Raw genomic sequence first — 15,967 nt, 5'->3', positions numbered from 1 at the left:
CGCGCGCACGACGAAGGGTCCGCAGGATCTGCGGGCCCTTCGTCGCGTCCGGGATCAGGCCTCCCACTTCTCCGGGTGCAGATGATGCTGGGTGAGGGCGTTGGCGTGGCCGTGCCCGAAACCGTGCTCGGTCTTCAGCCACTCGACGAGTTCCTTGTGTGCGGCCAAGCCGGTCTCGCGCATGGCGGCCTTCCACTCTTCGATGGTGCGGCCGTACTTGGCCTCGATGGAGGGGAAGTAGGAAGCGGGGCCGTGCGGCTTGGTCGCCATGGTCGATCTCCTTGCTCGTCGTGCGTTCGATGGTGCAGACGGGGCGGCCGCCGGAAAATCATCGCACCGGCCCGTCATGCCGCCGTGGACTCGCCGCTGCGGGTCGCGCGGGCCTACTCGGACTTCGCGGTGGCGAATCCGTCGCTCTACGACGCGTTGTTCCTGATGAACACAGCCCTCACCTTCGGCCTGGAGGCGCCGCTGCCGCTGCGGGCGGCCTTCGGCGAGCTGGAAGCCATGTTCCGGCCCTTCGTCGATGCGCCCGGCCTCGGCGCCCGCACGGAGGTCGCCTGGAGCTCACTGCACGGCCTGGCCACGCTGGGCCGGGGTGGACGGCCGCGGCCGGAACTGCGCGATCGACGCCTGGCCTTGCTGGTGGCGGAACGGCTCGCCGCCGTGGGCGCGGCGCGGGCCTGGCGTCCGTGTCGGCATGCCCGTCGCCGGTAGCGTGGGGGTATGGCTGATGTGGTGGTGGTCGGCTCCGGACCGAACGGCCTCGCCGCCGCGGTGATCCTGGCTCGGGCGGGGCTCGCCGTGGAGGTGTACGAGGCCGAGGCGACGGCCGGAGGTGGGTCCCGTACTGCGGAACTCACTTTGCCCGGCTACCGGCACGATCTGTGCGCGGGCGCGCATCCGATGGCGGCGGCCGCGCCGCTGTTCCGCGCGTTCGACCTGACCGCGCACGGTGTCGAGTTGCTCGCACCGGAGGTCTCCTACGCGCATCCGCTCGACGGCGGTGTGGCCGGACTGGCCTGGCGAGATCTGGATCGGACCGTCGACGACCTCGGTGCCGACGGCCCGGCGTGGCGCAAACTGTTCGCTCCGCTGGTGCGGCACTGGCCGGACGTGGTCGACATCGCGATGTCGGATCTGCGCCGCATCCCATCCGGCCTCGCGACCTCGATCCGTTTCGGCCTGCGCACCCTGGAGCAGGGCTCGCCGCTGTGGGACATCAGGTTTCGCGACCAGGTCGCGCCCGCCCTGTTGACCGGCATCGCCACCCACGCGATCATTCCCCCGCGCGCCGTCACCGCCGCGGGCGCGGCGCTGTTGCTCGGCACGCTGGCCCACGTCGAAGGCTGGGTGATTCCGCGCGGCGGCAGTCAGGCGATTCCCGACGCCCTCATCGCCGAACTCGAACGTCTCGGCGGACGGGTGCACACCGGCCACCGGGTCGACTCGATCGACGAGTTCGCCGGCGCCCGCGCCGTTCTGCTCGACCTCGCCCCGGCCGAACTGCTGCGTATCGCCGGGCATCGGTTGCCCGCGCGGTACGCGAAGCGCCTGCGTCGTTTCCGGTACGGCGGCGCGGCGTGCAAAATCGACTTCGCCCTTTCCGGGCCGGTGCCGTGGCGAGCCGAGGGCTGCGCGCTGGCCGGGACGGTGCACGTGATCGGCACCCGCGCCGAGGCCATGGCCGCCGAGCACGCCGTGGCCATGGGACGACACGCCGACCGGCCCTACGTGCTGTCCATCCAGCCGGGCGTGGTCGATCCCACTCGCGCGCCCGAGGGCGGCCACACGTTCTACACCTACGCACACGTGCCCAACGGCTCCACCCGCGATGTCAGCGAGGAAGTGATCGGCCAGGTCGAGCGGTTCGCGCCGGGTTTCCGCGATCTGATCGTCGCCAAGAACGTGATCATCGCCACCGAAATGCCCTCGCACAACGCCAACTACATCGGCGGCGACATCTCGGCGGGCGCGATGACCCTGCGCCAGTTCGCCTTCCGCCCGGCTCCGCGCTGGAACCCATACGCCACACCGATTCCCGGTGTCTATCTCTGCTCGTCCGCGACGCCCCCGGGCCCCGGGGTACACGGTATGTGCGGGCTGCACGCCGCGCGCCACGCCCTGCGCGACCGCTTCGACATCCGCACCGATCCGCTCGACCTCTTACGCACCCCGGCTTTCCAGCATCGCTGAGGACTGCCCCGGTCGCCGAGTCGCTAACTCGTGGCGGGCTCGGTGCGGTAGAGATCGGGTTCGAGGTAGATGACGCGCGCCGCGGGTACCGCCGCGCGGACGCGGGACTCGGCCTCATCGATGGCACCGGCGATCGCCGCGATGTCGAGTCCGGGAACGACGCCGACCTTCGCGGCCACGAGCAGTTCCTCCGGGCCGAGGTACTGCGTCTTGAGGTGGATCACCCGGTCGATGCGGGTCCGGTCGACCAGGTTCGCGCGGATCAGCCGGTTCTCCTGCGGCGTGGCGCCCTCGCCGATCAGCAGGCTCTGCATCTCCACGATCAACACGACCGCGATGACGCCGAGCAGCCCGCCGATGGCCAGCGTGCCGACGCCGTCCCAGACCGGGTCGTCGGTGAGCATGGTCAGGCCGACGCCCGCGAACGCGAAAACCAGGCCGATCAGCGCGCCGGTGTCCTCCAGCAGCACCACCGGTAGCTCGGGGCTGCGCGAATTGCGGATGAACCGCCACCAGCTCGCGTCGCCCTTGAGCGGCGCGGACTCGCGCACCGCGGTGGTGAAGCTGTATGACTCCAACGCGATCGCGATCACCAGGATGATCACCGCCACGATCGGCGAACTCAGCTCCTCCGGATGCTGGATCTTGTGGATGCCCTCGTAGATGGCGTAGCCGGACCCGAGGGTGAACAGCACCAGCGCCACGATGAACGAATAGAAGTAGCGGTTGCGCGCGTAGCCGAAGGGGTGCAGCTCGTCGGCTTCCTTCGCGGCGCGCTGCTGGCCGAGCAGCAGCAGTGCCTGGTTGCCCGTGTCGGCCACGGAGTGCACGGCCTCGGCGAGCATCGATCCCGAGCCCGTGATCGCCGCACCGACGAACTTCGCCGCGGCGATCCCCGCGTTCGCGGACAACGCCGCGATGATCGCCTTCTTGCCACCGCCAGCCGACATGGAAGCATGTCCTCTCTGTTTTCGAGATACCCGCGAACAGACTAGGACACCTGGCATCCGGCGTTCCGGATCGGTCAGCCGGTCGCGCCGACGGACGCGCAGAACAGCTGGACGTCGCCGTCCACCGCTTGGGCGCGAATATCGGTGTCCACGGCGGAGATCCACGCCGCGCCACCCCGGGTGAGCTCCAGCGACGAGTCGTTGCGGAACAGCCGCACCGTCCCCGCGGTGCACAGCACGATGCCCGGTCCCGCCGCGGTCAGCGGCACCCGGGCGGAACCCGCGACCAGGTCGAAGCGGCGCAGCGCGAACTCCGGTGCGGGCGTGCGATAACGCACCGACCCGTCACCGGCGGGCTCGGGTAACACGGCAGGCAAGTCGATCGGCTCGAAATCCAGCACCCGCAACAGTTCCGGCACGTCGACGTGCTTGGGGGTGAGCCCGCCGCGCAGCACGTTGTCGGAGTTGGCCATGATCTCCACGCCCACCCCGCGCAGGTAGGCGTGCAGATTGCCGGCCGCGAGGAACAATCCTTGGCCCGGCTCCAGAGTCACCCGGTTCAGCAGCAGCACCGCCAGCACGCCCGCGTCGCCCGGATAGGCCTCGGCCAATTCGAGGGTCGTGCGCGCCTCGGCCGTGAACTCACGGGCGCCTTTGCCCGACAGATACCGCACGCAGCCGTCGAGCACCTCGGGCAGCAGCGTGGTCAGCACGTGGTGCGGCAGCGTGATCCAGGTGGTGAACAGTGTGCGCAGGCCCGCCTTGTCCGGTTGCGCGGCAAGCAGTTCGCAGTAGGGGCGCAATCCGTCCACCGCCAGTGCGCGCAGCAGTGCGACGGTGCGGTGCGGATCGCGGAAACCGGCCAGCGCCTCGAACCGGTCCAGCGCGACGACCAGCTCGGGCTTGTGGTTCTCGTCGCGGTAGTTGCGCAGTGGGGAGTCCAGCGGCACCTTCGCCTGGTTCTCCCGCGCGAAGCCGGCCCGCGCCTGCTCCGTGCTCGGGTGCGCCTGCAGCGACAGCGGCTCCTCTGCGGCCAGGATCTTCAGCAGGAACGGCAGCTTCTCGCCGAATCGTTCTGCGGCCGAGCCCAGTTCCCGGCTCGGGTCGGCGGCGATCAGTTCCAGCAGCGACGTGGTGCGGTCACCGGTTTTCACGTGCGCCGGATCGGCCGGGTGGGCGCCGAACCACAGTTCGGCCTCCGGATGCGCCGACGGCACCGGCCTGCCGCACAGCTGAGCGAGCGCGGTGCGCGAGCCCCAGGCATACGAGCGCAGCGCACCAACGAGTTCGTGCACTAGTAGCTTCCCCCGTACTGCCCCTGGCTGTCGGCCGGAGCCGTCCGCGAGCCGAGCAGCCGCAGGTAGGCGGCGGCCATCTCCAGTCGCAGCGCGAGCACCGCGAGCTGTTCGAGTTCGGTGCCGTTCGCCTGCGCGGACTCCTCGGCATGGGTATGCGCGGGCGCGGCGGGGTCGGTCATCTCGGTGTGCAGCAGGTCGACGTCGGCGTTCACCAGATCCGCGTCCACCAGGTTCCCGCCCTCGCCACCGAACACCGCGATGCGACGGCGTGCCGCCGCCCGATCGCGATCGGCGCTGAGCACGAACACCCGGACGCGCTCAACCGGCGCGGGCCCGTCCAACTCCTCGTCGTGGAACATCGGGTCGAAGTCGGGCGCGGATTCGCCTGCCGCTTCGGCCATCCGGGTCCGCGCGGCCACGGCCTCGGCCAGATCCACCGCGGTGGCGACCTTGCCCGCGGACTGCAACAGCACCTCGGCGCCGTGCTCGGCCAGTTCGGCGGCGGCGGGCGAGTCGCCCGCGAGCACGATGCCCCGCTGCTGCATCCGGGCGGCCAGCGTCTTGGCGGGGTTGTGGAAGACCTCGTTGTGCGGGCCGTCGCGTAGCGCCTCCGCGTCCAGCACGTCGGCCAGGTCGGCGAGTTCCGGGACCGCGGCGCCGGTGCGCTGGGGGTCGACCGCGCGCAGGACCGCGATTCCGGCGGCCAGGAAGCGCAACAGGCGGTTGTACCCGAGAACTTGGACCCTCGGTTCCAGGACGGCGGCGCGTCCGGCCGCGGCGGCGCGCAGCGGCCCCTCGTGCGGCGCGGCGACGACCACCTCGGCGCCGCGACGCAGCGCCCGGTCGACGGCGTCGATCAGGCGCGGATCACCCGCGTCGTCACCGGAGACCAGGACGACGTCCAGCGGCCCCACCCACGGCGGCAGGGCGGCGGCGGGCACGACGGGTAGGCCCGCGCGATCGCCGAGCGCGGCCACGAGCAGTCCGGCGGCACGTGCGGCGCGTCCGGAACCGGAGACCAGCACCACGCTGCGCGGTCGCAGATCGGCCAGCCGGGCCAGCGCGTCCTCACCGACGGCCGCTGCGGTGGCACGCACCTGGGCGCCGCCAGAGGCGGCCGAGCGAAGGGCGCCGCCTGCGTCGGCGGCTTCGAGTGAAGCGGCATCGTCGAGGTCGAGCACCGGTGTTCCAGCGATCATCGGGCGTTCCACCTCCCCTCATCGCGCTGTGTCTTTTCCGCCCCCGCGCCCACCCGGTCCAGCTGCCACACCGAGACCGAGTCGGGCGAATCCAAGGCCTGTGATTCCACTATTCCAGTCAGGACCGCACGATGCTCAGGATCTCGGTCACGAGTGCGTCTACTTCCTCCGCCGATCGGGCCTCGACGTTCAGCCGGAGCAACGGCTCGGTGTTCGACGCGCGCAGGTTGAACCAGGCGTTGTCGGCCAATTGCACGGTCACCCCGTCCAGCCGGTCCACCGAGTGCGCCCGGTCGGCGAAGGCGTCCACCACGGCCAGCGTCCTCTCCTCGGCGTCGGCGACGGTGGAGTTGATCTCGCCGGAGGCCGCGTAGGTGGCGTAGGACGCCATCAGTTCCGACACCGGCCGGTCCTTCTCGCCCAGCGCGGCCAGCACGTGCAACGCCGCGAGCATCCCGGAGTCGGCGCCCCAGAAGTCGCGGAAGTAGTAGTGCGCGGAGTGTTCGCCGCCGAACACCGCTCCGGTGGCGGCCATCTCCTGCTTGATGAAGGAATGGCCGACCCGGGTGCGTACCGGCGTTCCGCCCAGTTCGTGCACCAGCTCCGGTACCGCGCGGGAGGTGATCAGGTTGTGGATGATCACTGCGCCGGGCTCCTTGGCCAGTTCGCGCTCGGCGACCAGAGCGGTGATCGCCGACGGCGCCACCGGGTCGCCGTTCTCGTCCACCACGAAGCAACGGTCGGCGTCGCCGTCGAAGGCGAGGCCGATGTCCGCGCCGGACTCGCGGACCAGCTTCTGCAGGTCCACCAGGTTCGCCGGGTCCAGCGGGTTGGCCTCGTGGTTCGGGAAGGTGCCGTCCAGCTCGAAGTACAGCGGCACGATCGTCACCTGGGGCAGCGTGCCCAGCACCGCGGGCACCGTGTACCCGCCCATGCCGTTGCCCGCGTCCACCGCGATGGTGAGCGGGCGGATATCGCCCAGATCCACCAGGCCGCGCAGGAAGTCGGCGTACTCGGTGAGCAGGTTCGATTCGGTCGCGCTGCCGCGCTCGCCCGGGTACGCGGGCACGCCGTCGACGAGTTCGTTCTTGATGGCGGCCAGGCCGGTGTCCTGCCCGACCGGAAGGGCCTTGGCGCGGCACAGCTTGATGCCGTTGTAGCGGGCCGGGTTGTGACTGGCGGTGAACATGGCGCCCGGGCAGTCCAGGCGGCCGGAGGCGAAGTACAGCTGGTCGGTCGAGGCGAGACCGATGTGCACCACGTCGAGGCCCTGGCCGAGCACGCCGTCGGCGAAGGCGGCCGACAGCTCGGGGGAGGAATCCCGCATGTCGTGACCGATGACGATCCGGTTCGCGCCCTCGGCGCGCATCAGCCGTGCGAAGGAGGCGCCGACGTCCCTGACGAATTCCGCGTCGATCTGATCACCGACCACACCGCGAACGTCGTAGGCCTTGATCACCGCGTTCACGAATTCGGCAGAGCGGGCGACTGTCATGCCCAATACCCTAGTGGTTGCGCCGGACCGGTCCGACACCGTCCTCGTCCGATCAGGACGGCGGGTCGGGCAGCACGCGCAGATGGCCGCGGCGACCCGTTCGTGTGGTGCGCGGCGGCGGGGGAGCGTAGTCGCGATAGCCACGCTGTTCGCGCTCCGGTGGGCGGCGGCGCAACCCCGCCTCCCGCACCGCCTCCGCCAGCGCGGTCAGGTCGTCGTCGTCCGGTGTGCTGGAGGAGAATCCGCCTTCGTGGCGAACCAGTTCCCAACCCTTCGGAGCGGTGATGCGTGAGCCGTGCGTTTCGCAGAGATCCCAGGAGTGCGGTTCGGCGACCGTCGCGAGTGGTCCGACCACCGCCGTCGAGTCCGAGTACACATAGGTGAGCGTCGCGACGGCCGGATTCTTGCAGCCTGGTCGGCAGCAACGACGCATGGGAATCACGCCGATGAGAGTAACCCCCCTGGCGCGTCGATGGGGACAGACACGCTTGAAGAATCTCGGTCCGTGCGTCGCGGAACGAGGGCAGCACGACGTCCCACAGGGCCGTGACGGGCCCCGCGGTGATCTGGACGACTTCGCCGTACGCGCGGGCGACGGTGTCGCCGGTGCGCGACATCGGTGGTGCGTCGTGGCGTGGGTTCACGGAGTACCCAGCCGGTGACCGGCCTACACGCCCGCGCCTGCCCCGCAACGGCATTCGGGAGCCGCCGCCACCCGGATGGGTGCGATTCACTCCGCTTCCGGGTCGATCACGTCCGGATCGACGCCGAGGTAGGTCGCGACCTGCTGGACCAGGACTTCACGCAACAGATCCACCAGGTCGTCGGGGTCGCTGGCGCGCAGCTCGAGCGGCTTGCGGAACAGCACCACCCGCGCCCTGGTCGCAGCCCCGTGCCGGTCGACGCCCGCCGGGATGAGCCGGGAGAGGGGAACCGGGCCGTCGGCCACGACCTCGTCCGGCCAGGTGACCGAATCGGGATGCAGCGGACGGATTTTCGGAACGTCGTCGACCGCGATGTCGAGCTTGGTGAGCCGGTCGTGCCAGCGGGAGTCCAAGGGGGCGAACGCCTCCAGCACCAGCCGGTCGAACTTCTGGCCTCGGGTCCGCCAAGCGGGCACGGTGGGTGGCAGCATCGGCCCGCGCACTCCGCGGCCGCGGCGGATCACCGACCGCGCGGTCGGCGGTCGACGCTTACGGGAACGTGCCATGAGAGAAAATCTAGGCCAGTCGGCTCCGGTCGTCCGCATCGAGGCGGTCGGGAACTGTCCGGTCGTGTCGCGCGTGCCCGGAGCGCCACGGTGGACGGGCGGCTCCGGGCATCGCGGATGTCTGTCAGCCGATGCCGCGCTTGAGGCGGCGGCGCTCCCGCTCGGAGAGGCCGCCCCAGATGCCGAAGCGCTCATCGTGCGCGAGCGCGTACTCCAGGCACTCGTCGCGTACCTCGCAACCCATGCAGATCCGCTTGGCCTCGCGGGTCGAGCCGCCCTTCTCGGGGAAGAACGCCTCCGGATCGGTCTGCGCGCACAGGGCGCGCTCCTGCCACTGCTCTTCGATGGATTCGAACATCTCGTCGAAGCCGGTCACGACCAGGCTGAGCCGGGGCGCCGTGACTCCGTCACCCCCCTCTTGGTCCTTCCAGCCGCCGTTATCTGCGCAGACGCCACGTGCTGCGCCTGCTGTGGAATCGGTCGGCGAGACCATCTCGTTGGCCATCGCTCCGCCTCCTCACTGTGTGTTAGCGCAGAATGATTCTTTCCGTCGGACCAACACGCATACCGACGGCCATACCCCGCGACGTTGTCCCGCGGACGTCCCCGAGCTTGTCACACCGATGCGAACACTTGTTCGAAATGCCGTTCGCGCGTTGATCTCTCGCGCGAACCCGGAATGACATGTCTGTGATTAGACACGCCGGACGCTGCGATGGTCAAGCCGCCGTCGCTATTCCGTTACTATCCGCAGCCGCATTCCGAGTCCCTCTTGTGATCTGCGATAGCAAATGTATAGCAAATTTGCCGCGAACGGGAGCCTTCGCGTCAGCGCATAGGCTGTGCGGATGTGACTGGACAACAAGCGGACGCCACGCTCGCGAACGGACCCCGGATCGCCGTGCTGGTCGGCGGTGTCGGTGGCGCGCGTTTCCTGCAGGGCGTCAGGGAGCTGCTGCCCGAGGCGGACGTCTCCGCGATCGTGAACGTCGGCGACGACGTCTGGATGCATGGGCTCAAGATCTGCCCCGACCTCGACACCTGCATGTATACCCTCGGCGGCGGTATCGATACTGAGCGCGGCTGGGGCCGGGTCGGCGAGACCTGGCACGCCAAGGAGGAGCTCGCGAAATATCATGCCCAGCCGGACTGGTTCGGCTTGGGGGACCGCGATATCGCCACGCATCTGATCCGCACCGAAATGTTACGCGCCGGATACCGGCTCTCCACGGTCACCGAGGCGCTGTGCAACCGGTGGCAGCCGGGCGTGAAACTGATCCCGGCAACCGACGATCGCTGTGAAACGCATGTCGTGGTGTCGGATCCGGACAAGCCTGGCGAACGGCGCGCGATCCATTTTCAAGAGTGGTGGGTTCGCTACCGCGCGAACATCGACACCCATGGATTCGCCACAATTGGCGCCGATGAAGCCAAACCTGCCCCAAATGTGATCAATATCATAGAATCCGCCGACGTGGTCCTCCTCGCGCCGTCGAACCCCGTCGTGAGCATCGGCGCCATCCTCGCCGTGCCCGGCATCCGGGGCGCGCTGCGCACCACCCCGGCGAAGGTGATCGGCGTGTCCGGCGTGATCGACGGCAAGCCGCTGCGCGGTATGGCCGACGAGTGCCTGTCGGTCATCGGCGTGGAGACGACGGCCGAGGCGATCGGCAGGCACTACGGCGCACGCTCCGCCACCGGCATCCTGGACGGCTGGCTGATCCACAGCACCGACACCGCCGAGGTGCCAGGGGTCGAGGTGCGTAGCGTGCCGTTGTTGATGACCGACCCGCCGACCACCGCCGAAATGGTGCGTCAGGCGCTGGATCTCGCTGGAGTCGCCCTGTGAGCACACCGACCGACCACGCGGCCGGAGAGCTGCGCATCCTGCCCGTCACCGGGCTGCCCGAATTCCGGCCCGGCGACGACCTCGCCGAGCACATCGCCCGCTGCGCGCCCTGGCTGGCCCACGGTGACGTGCTGGTGGTCACTAGCAAGATCGTCGCCAAGGTCGAGGGACGCATCGTGGAAGCGCCGCTGGACCCCGAGGAGCGCGACGCGGCCCGGCGCAGGCTCGTCGACCAGGAGGCGGTGCGGGTGCTCGCCCGCAAGGGCCGCACCCTGATCACCGAGAACAAGCTGGGCATCGTGCAGGCGGCCTCCGGTGTCGACGGCTCGAACGTGGAGAAGGGCGAGCTCGTGCTGCTGCCCACCGACCCGGACGCCAGCGCCAAGGCGCTGCGCGCCGCCCTCGCCGAACGGCTGGGCGTGACGGTCGCGGTGCTCGTCACCGACACGATGGGCCGAGCCTGGCGCAACGGGCAGACCGACGCGGCCATCGGCGCCGCGGGCTTGCGGGTGCTGCACGACTACGCGGGCGCGGTCGACGGCCAGGGCAACGAGCTTTTCGTCACCCAGGTGGCCGTGGCGGACGAGCTGGCCGCCGCCGCGGACCTGGTCAAGGGCAAACTCGGGGGTGTCCCGGTCGCCGTGGTGCGCGGGCTGCCGATCGTCGACGACGGATCGGGCGCCGCCGATCTCCTGCGCGGCGGCACCGACGACCTGTTCTGGCTGGGCACCGCGGAGGCCATCGAACGCGGTCGCAAGGAGGCGATTCTCCTGCGTCGCTCGATTCGCCAGTTCGCCGACGTGCCGGTCGATCCCGAACGGATCCGCTCGGCCGTGTCGGTCGCGCTGACCGCGCCCGCTCCGCACCACACCCGCCCCGTGCGGTTCGTGTGGCTGCGCACGCCGGAGCTGCGCGCTCGTCTGCTCGAGGCGATGGCGGAGAAATGGCGCACCGATCTGACCGCTGACGGGCTGTCGCCGGAGCGGATCGAGCGCAGGGTCGCGCGTGGGCGCATTCTGTTCGACGCACCCGAGGTGATCATTCCGTTCTGTGTGCCGGACGGCGCGCACGACTATCCGGACGAGCGCAGGCGAGCGAACGAACGCACCATGTTCACCGTCGCGGTGGGCGCGGCGGTGCAGGGCCTGCTGGTCGCCTTGGCCACCGAGGGCATCGGCAGCTGCTGGATCGGGTCGACGATCTTCGCCCCCGAGGTCACCCGGGACGTGCTGGGCGTGGCCGAGGACTGGAGTCCGCTTGGCGCCATCGCCATCGGTCATCCGCTCGAAGAGCCGACCCCGCGGCAGCCCGCGGGCGCGGGGTCCGGACTGGTCGAGCTGTGAAGCGCCTCGATTCCGCAGTGCGAGAGTGTCGCCGGTGAGCGTGGAGTCGCTGCACGCTTCGGCCACTGAGTTGCTCGAGGCTTGGTGTCCCGGAACAGATCCGGAGCGATCGCTGCGGGAAGCGATGCTGGCCTTCCTCGGTTCGGCCCCGCGTGGTTGCCTGCGTGAGCACGCGCCGGGCCACATCACCGCCTCCGCGGTCGTCTTCTCCCACGACGGCCGCGAGGTGCTGCTCACTCTGCACCCGCGGGTCGGACGCTGGATCCAGCTCGGCGGCCACTGCGAAGAGCGGGACGAGACGGTCGCCGGCGCGGCGTTGCGCGAAGCGACCGAGGAATCCGGTATCGCGAACCTACGGCTGGAGCCAGGGCTCTACGGCGCCCAAGCGCATCCGATCACCTGCTCGCTCGGCGTCCCCACCAGACACCTCGACCTGCTGTTCCGCATCACCGCCCCCGCGGGCGCGATCCCGGTTCGCAGCCACGAATCCACCGACCTGCGCTGGTGGCCGGTGAACGCCCTACCCGCCGACGCCGACGTGCTGCTGCGCTGAGTCGGTCCCTTCATTCCACGCCGAGCCCCGGGCGGAGTTGTCTCCGGCCGGGGCTCGGTTCGTTGGACCCGGAGGAAGTTTACAAATTGCGTGATTTGTCTAGACAAGCGACAAATGTCCGTATATCGTCCAGAAGTGAGGTAATGCACGTCACATGTGGCGTGCCCTTCGGGAATGGAGACAACGATGTCGACGCACGCGGACATGTCCGCTCAGCCGGTGGAGGTGCCGGCCTGGCGGGATCGCAAGCGCTACATGTGGCTGTGGGGCTTGTTCGCTCCGGCCGGCCTGTTCATCATCGGTCTGCCGCTGATCTGGGGGCTGAACGAGTTGGGCTGGCATCGCCTCGCGCAGGTGCCGTTCTGGCTCGGGCCCATCCTGATCTACGTATTGATCCCGATCGCGGACATCTTCTTCGGCCCGGACGGCGACAACCCGCCGGACGAGGTGATGGAGTACCTGGAGAACGACAAGTACTACCGCTACCTCACCTACCTGTACCTGCCGTTCCAATACGCCTCGCTGGTGATGGCGGCCTATCTGATCACCGCCGACGACGTGAGCTGGCTCGGCATCGATGGCGGGCTGCACTTGGTGGACAAGATCGGGCTGGCGATCACGGTCGGCATGATCGGCGGCATCGGCATCAACACCGCACACGAACTCGGCCACAAGAAGGTGGACCTGGAGCGCTGGCTGTCGCGGATCGCGCTGGCCCAGTCCTTCTACGGGCACTTCTACATCGAGCACAACCGCGGCCACCACGTGCGCGTCGCGACGCCCGAGGACCCGGCGAGTTCCCGTGTGGGCGAGACGTTCTGGGCCTTCTGGCCGCGCACGGTATGGGGCAGCCTGAAGTCGTCCTGGCAGCTGGAGAAGGCCCGGCTGGACCGGCTCGGCAAGAAGCCGTGGAGTCTGCGCAACGAAGTACTCAGCGCCTGGCTGATGTCGGCGGTGCTGTTCGCGACCTTGGTCGCGGTGTTCGGCATCGAGTTGCTGCCATACCTGATCCTGCAAGCCGTGGTGGGCTTCAGCCTGCTGGAGGCGGTCAACTACCTGGAGCACTACGGCCTGGTGCGGCAGCGCACGGCGAGCGGCAGGTATGAGCGGCCCGCCCCGGTGCACAGCTGGAACAGCGACCACATCGTCACCAATATCTTCCTGTACCACCTGCAGCGGCACAGCGATCATCACGCCTATCCGACCCGCCGCTACCAGACGCTGCGCAGCTGGGACGGCGCGCCCAACCTGCCGAGCGGCTATGCCAGCATGATCATGCTCGCCTACTTCCCGCCGCTGTGGCGTCGCGTCATGGACAAGCGCGTACTCGCGCACTACGACGGCGACATCACCCGGGCCAACATAGATCCCGGCAAGCGGGAGAAAGTGCTGGCGCGCTACGGCTCGGGTCGGGCGGAAAACGCTGCCGGAAAGGACGCGGCGTGAAAGCGTATCGCTGCCCCGTCTGTGACTACGTCTTCGACGAGGCGAAAGGTGAGCCGCACGAAGGTTTTCCGCCGGGCACCCGGTGGGAGACGGTGCCGGACGACTGGTGCTGCCCGGATTGCGGCGTGCGGGAGAAGATCGACTTCGAACCGATAGGGGCCACGAAATGAACGAGTACAAGCTTTATCAGTGCATCCAGTGCGGCTTCGAATACGACGAAGCCGAGGGCTGGCCGGAGGACGGCATCGCGCCGGGAACCCGCTGGGACGACATTCCCGACGACTGGACCTGTCCGGACTGCGGCGCCGCCAAGGCGGATTTCTTCATGGTCGAAATCGAGCGGTCGTGAGATTTTGACTGCGGCAGGCGCCCGTGACAGTGTCGCGGGTATGCCGCGCACCGGAACCAGGATTCCCTACCAGGAGGCCGCGCGGGACCTGCTGCGGACGTCGGTCCTTGACGCGATGCGCGAGCTGCTCACCGAGCGGGATTGGTCCAAGATCACGCTCGGCGACGTCGCGGCCAGGGCGGGCGTGAGCAGGCAGACCCTGTACAACGAGTTCGGTTCACGCGGCGGCCTCACCCAGGCCTACGCCCTGCGCCTGGCCGACTTCCTGGTCGATCACGTCGACGCCGCCATCAACGGCAACGTCGGTGACGTCCGCGCGGCGTTCCGCGACGGCATGGCGAACTTCTTCTTCGACGCGGCCTCCGACCCGCTGGTGCAGTCGCTGGTCGCGGGCGAGGTGAAGCTGGATCTGCTGCGCCTGATCACCCTGGACGCGGGGCCGTTGCTCGAGCACGCGACCGCGCGGCTGTCGCGCGCCTTCCAGTACAGCTGGGTGGCGTCGACGGCGGCCGAATCGGACGTCATCGCGCACGCGCTGGTGCGGATCGCCCTCAGTTACATCCCCACTCCGCCCGGTCCAGGGCGGGACGCGCCCGCGGAATTGAGCGCGCTGCTGAGTCCCTACGTCGAAGCGATCCTGGCCGCGCGGGTGCAGAGCTGAGCCCGCGCGGGCAACCGGCGCGCGACTGGCGCATATGCAGCACATTGAAAACCGACTGCGTAGCTTGTAATAGCGATCATGTCTCAACCCACCACTTGGTTGTAACAGACAACAACTCAAGAAGTATTCTCATGCGACGGTGTTCGGGTCTTCTTCGAGTGGGGCAAAAGTGCAAACGGTTGGCAAACCCGTGGGATCGCCCGATCCCAAACGCCATCTGTGGGTCCTCGGCTTGCTTCCGCCTGCGTCCGCGTTGCTGCCCTCGCAGTTGGTGCTGCACACCGGCGTCCCGATCTTCTGGTGGATCGGCCCGATCATCGTGCTGGTCGTGATCCCGGTGCTGGACTGGTCGATCGGCGTGGACGGCAACAATCCGAGGGACGAGGACTACGAGCGGCTCTCCAACGACCGGTACTACCGGTGGTGCACCTACCTGATGCTCCCCGTGCAGCTGATCGGCTTGGTGATCGCGAGCTACATGTGGGCCGGGGACGAACTGAGCGTGGTCGACAAGCTGGGTCTGGCCGCCACTCTCGGATTCGTCAGCGGTATCGGCATCAACGCCGCCCACGAGCTCGGGCACCGGGTCGAGCGCCTGGAGCGCTGGCTGGCCAAGATCGCGCTCGCCCAGTCCGGATACGGGCACTTCTTCGTCGAGCACAATCGCGGCCATCACGTGCGGGTGGCTACTCCGGAGGATCCGGCCAGCGCGCGCCTCGGCGAGTCGCTGTGGGAGTTCTTGCCGCGCAGCGTGTCCGGAAGTTTCCGCTCGGCGATCGTCTTGGAGCGCGAGCGGCTCGCACGCAAGGGCAAGGGTTGGTGGAGCGTGCAGAACCACATCCTGCAGGCCTGGTCGATGACGCTCGTGCTGTTCGGCGCCTTGGTCGCGGCGTTCGGCTACCAGGTGCTGCCCTGGCTGCTGCTGCAGGCCGTGATCGGCTTCGGCCTGCTGGAGACGGTGAACTACGTCGAGCACTACGGCCTGCTGCGGGCGCGCCGCCCGAACGGCATGTACGCCCGCTGCTCGCCGCGCGACAGCTGGAACAGCGACCATCTGGTCACCAACATCTTCCTGTTCCACCTGCAGCGGCACAGCGATCACCACGCCAACCCGGGCCGCCGCTACCAGACGCTGCGCACCTCCGAGCAGGCCCCGCAACTGCCCGCGGGCTACGCCGCCATGATCGTGCTGGCCGCCGTCCCGCCGCTGTGGCGGCGGATTATGGACGGCCGCGTGCTCGCCCACTACGGCGGCGACATCACACTGGCGAACATTCAGCCGCGTAAGCGGCGTCGCATCCTGGCGGCCCGCGGCGTCACGGCGTGAGCCGAATCCGAGGCCGGTCCGCCCGTCGGAGGGACGGCCGCGTAAACCGCACCCCGTCGTGAGCGACTAGCCTTGCCTCGGTACTTGCCGA

At 69.0% G+C, this 15,967-nt stretch carries 18 protein-coding genes; 10 read left to right on the top strand and 8 right to left on the bottom strand.

The window, feature by feature from the left end; genetic code table 11:
• Window positions 1-54: 54 nt before the first annotated feature.
• Window positions 55-270, bottom strand: a complete 216-nt coding sequence (locus ACIHAX_RS27920; protein ID WP_355077166.1) for a DUF4287 domain-containing protein — start codon at window positions 268-270, stop codon at window positions 55-57.
• 84 nt (window positions 271-354) lie between these two features.
• Between ACIHAX_RS27920 and ACIHAX_RS27915 the strand changes: the two genes are divergently transcribed.
• A complete protein-coding gene (locus ACIHAX_RS27915; protein WP_397280408.1) occupies window positions 355-717 on the top strand; it encodes a TetR-like C-terminal domain-containing protein in 363 nt (120 codons plus the stop codon).
• A gap of 9 nt (window positions 718-726) precedes the next feature.
• The gene (locus tag ACIHAX_RS27910; protein ID WP_397280406.1) at window positions 727-2,196 is read left to right on the top strand and encodes a phytoene desaturase family protein; all 1,470 of its coding nucleotides are present in this window, start codon (window positions 727-729) and stop codon (window positions 2,194-2,196) included.
• 23 nt (window positions 2,197-2,219) lie between these two features.
• Here ACIHAX_RS27910 and ACIHAX_RS27905 read toward each other — a convergent pair whose 3' ends face one another.
• From ACIHAX_RS27905 to ACIHAX_RS27875, 7 genes are all read right to left on the bottom strand, one after another.
• A complete protein-coding gene (locus tag ACIHAX_RS27905) occupies window positions 2,220-3,146 on the bottom strand; it encodes a cation diffusion facilitator family transporter (RefSeq protein ID WP_364432508.1) in 927 nt (308 codons plus the stop codon).
• A gap of 74 nt (window positions 3,147-3,220) precedes the next feature.
• Entirely contained in the window at window positions 3,221-4,441 is a 1,221-nt protein-coding gene (gene manA / locus ACIHAX_RS27900) for a mannose-6-phosphate isomerase, class I (protein WP_355077159.1), read from the bottom strand.
• Complete coding sequence (locus ACIHAX_RS27895; RefSeq protein ID WP_364432504.1) at window positions 4,441-5,643, bottom strand: tobH protein; 1,203 nt, start codon at window positions 5,641-5,643, stop codon at window positions 4,441-4,443. Before ACIHAX_RS27895 ends, manA begins: the two co-directional genes overlap by 1 nt.
• A 118-nt stretch (window positions 5,644-5,761) precedes the next feature.
• Window positions 5,762-7,138 carry a phosphomannomutase/phosphoglucomutase gene (locus ACIHAX_RS27890; protein WP_397280403.1) on the bottom strand — a complete coding sequence of 459 codons (1,377 nt, stop codon included), beginning with the start codon at window positions 7,136-7,138 and terminating at the stop codon, window positions 5,762-5,764.
• 52 nt (window positions 7,139-7,190) lie between these two features.
• Entirely contained in the window at window positions 7,191-7,571 is a 381-nt protein-coding gene (locus tag ACIHAX_RS27885; protein WP_039800382.1) for a DUF3499 domain-containing protein, read from the bottom strand.
• Between the two features lie 297 nt (window positions 7,572-7,868).
• The gene (locus ACIHAX_RS27880) at window positions 7,869-8,348 is read right to left on the bottom strand and encodes a metallopeptidase family protein (RefSeq protein WP_168434228.1); all 480 of its coding nucleotides are present in this window, start codon (window positions 8,346-8,348) and stop codon (window positions 7,869-7,871) included.
• A gap of 124 nt (window positions 8,349-8,472) precedes the next feature.
• Entirely contained in the window at window positions 8,473-8,706 is a 234-nt protein-coding gene (locus tag ACIHAX_RS27875) for a WhiB family transcriptional regulator (RefSeq protein WP_029901515.1), read from the bottom strand.
• Window positions 8,707-9,243: 537 nt separating this feature from the next.
• Between ACIHAX_RS27875 and cofD the strand changes: the two genes are divergently transcribed.
• The 8 genes from cofD to ACIHAX_RS27835 all read left to right on the top strand — a co-directional run bounded on the left by cofD (window position 9,244) and on the right by ACIHAX_RS27835 (window position 15,876).
• The gene (gene cofD / locus ACIHAX_RS27870; protein ID WP_355077377.1) at window positions 9,244-10,197 is read left to right on the top strand and encodes a 2-phospho-L-lactate transferase; all 954 of its coding nucleotides are present in this window, start codon (window positions 9,244-9,246) and stop codon (window positions 10,195-10,197) included.
• Window positions 10,194-11,540 carry a coenzyme F420-0:L-glutamate ligase gene (locus tag ACIHAX_RS27865; protein WP_356967341.1) on the top strand — a complete coding sequence of 449 codons (1,347 nt, stop codon included), beginning with the start codon at window positions 10,194-10,196 and terminating at the stop codon, window positions 11,538-11,540. The genes cofD and ACIHAX_RS27865 overlap by 4 nt, the downstream gene beginning before the upstream one ends.
• A 34-nt stretch (window positions 11,541-11,574) precedes the next feature.
• Window positions 11,575-12,093 carry an NUDIX domain-containing protein gene (locus ACIHAX_RS27860; RefSeq protein WP_364432492.1) on the top strand — a complete coding sequence of 173 codons (519 nt, stop codon included), beginning with the start codon at window positions 11,575-11,577 and terminating at the stop codon, window positions 12,091-12,093.
• A 186-nt stretch (window positions 12,094-12,279) separates the two neighbouring features.
• Window positions 12,280-13,539, top strand: a complete 1,260-nt coding sequence (locus ACIHAX_RS27855; protein ID WP_355077149.1) for an alkane 1-monooxygenase — start codon at window positions 12,280-12,282, stop codon at window positions 13,537-13,539.
• Window positions 13,536-13,709, top strand: coding sequence for a rubredoxin (locus tag ACIHAX_RS27850; protein ID WP_355077148.1), 174 nt, complete (start codon window positions 13,536-13,538; stop codon window positions 13,707-13,709). Before ACIHAX_RS27855 ends, ACIHAX_RS27850 begins: the two co-directional genes overlap by 4 nt.
• Entirely contained in the window at window positions 13,706-13,888 is a 183-nt protein-coding gene (locus tag ACIHAX_RS27845) for a rubredoxin (protein WP_355077147.1), read from the top strand. The genes ACIHAX_RS27850 and ACIHAX_RS27845 overlap by 4 nt, the downstream gene beginning before the upstream one ends.
• Window positions 13,889-13,928: 40 nt before the next feature.
• The gene (locus ACIHAX_RS27840) at window positions 13,929-14,549 is read left to right on the top strand and encodes a TetR family transcriptional regulator (RefSeq protein ID WP_355077145.1); all 621 of its coding nucleotides are present in this window, start codon (window positions 13,929-13,931) and stop codon (window positions 14,547-14,549) included.
• A 190-nt stretch (window positions 14,550-14,739) separates the two neighbouring features.
• A complete protein-coding gene (locus tag ACIHAX_RS27835; RefSeq protein ID WP_364432484.1) occupies window positions 14,740-15,876 on the top strand; it encodes an alkane 1-monooxygenase in 1,137 nt (378 codons plus the stop codon).
• The last annotated feature ends 91 nt before the right edge of the window (window positions 15,877-15,967 follow it).

This window comes from Nocardia sp. NPDC051929 (assembly GCF_044548645.1).
In the GTDB taxonomy this organism is placed as follows: Bacteria; Actinomycetota; Actinomycetes; order Mycobacteriales; family Mycobacteriaceae; genus Nocardia; species Nocardia sichangensis.
Note: the sequence above shows the minus strand (reverse complement) of the source record. Positions and strands in the feature narration are given on the sequence as shown.

Excerpts from the sequence above, each read along its gene's own strand:
- ACIHAX_RS27920 (WP_355077166.1), bottom strand. The coding sequence starts at position 270 with ATGGCGACCAAGCCGCACGGCCCCGCTTCCTACTTCCCCTCCATCGAG.
- ACIHAX_RS27910 (WP_397280406.1), top strand. The coding sequence starts at position 727 with ATGGCTGATGTGGTGGTGGTCGGCTCCGGACCGAACGGCCTCGCCGCC.
- ACIHAX_RS27905 (WP_364432508.1), bottom strand. The coding sequence starts at position 3,146 with ATGTCGGCTGGCGGTGGCAAGAAGGCGATCATCGCGGCGTTGTCCGCG.
- ACIHAX_RS27895 (WP_364432504.1), bottom strand. The coding sequence starts at position 5,643 with ATGATCGCTGGAACACCGGTGCTCGACCTCGACGATGCCGCTTCACTC.
- ACIHAX_RS27890 (WP_397280403.1), bottom strand. The coding sequence starts at position 7,138 with ATGACAGTCGCCCGCTCTGCCGAATTCGTGAACGCGGTGATCAAGGCC.
- ACIHAX_RS27885 (WP_039800382.1), bottom strand. The coding sequence starts at position 7,571 with ATGCGTCGTTGCTGCCGACCAGGCTGCAAGAATCCGGCCGTCGCGACG.
- ACIHAX_RS27880 (WP_168434228.1), bottom strand. The coding sequence starts at position 8,348 with ATGGCACGTTCCCGTAAGCGTCGACCGCCGACCGCGCGGTCGGTGATC.
- ACIHAX_RS27875 (WP_029901515.1), bottom strand. The coding sequence starts at position 8,706 with ATGTTCGAATCCATCGAAGAGCAGTGGCAGGAGCGCGCCCTGTGCGCG.
- ACIHAX_RS27855 (WP_355077149.1), top strand. The coding sequence starts at position 12,280 with ATGTCGACGCACGCGGACATGTCCGCTCAGCCGGTGGAGGTGCCGGCC.
- ACIHAX_RS27845 (WP_355077147.1), top strand. The coding sequence starts at position 13,706 with ATGAACGAGTACAAGCTTTATCAGTGCATCCAGTGCGGCTTCGAATAC.
- ACIHAX_RS27840 (WP_355077145.1), top strand. The coding sequence starts at position 13,929 with ATGCCGCGCACCGGAACCAGGATTCCCTACCAGGAGGCCGCGCGGGAC.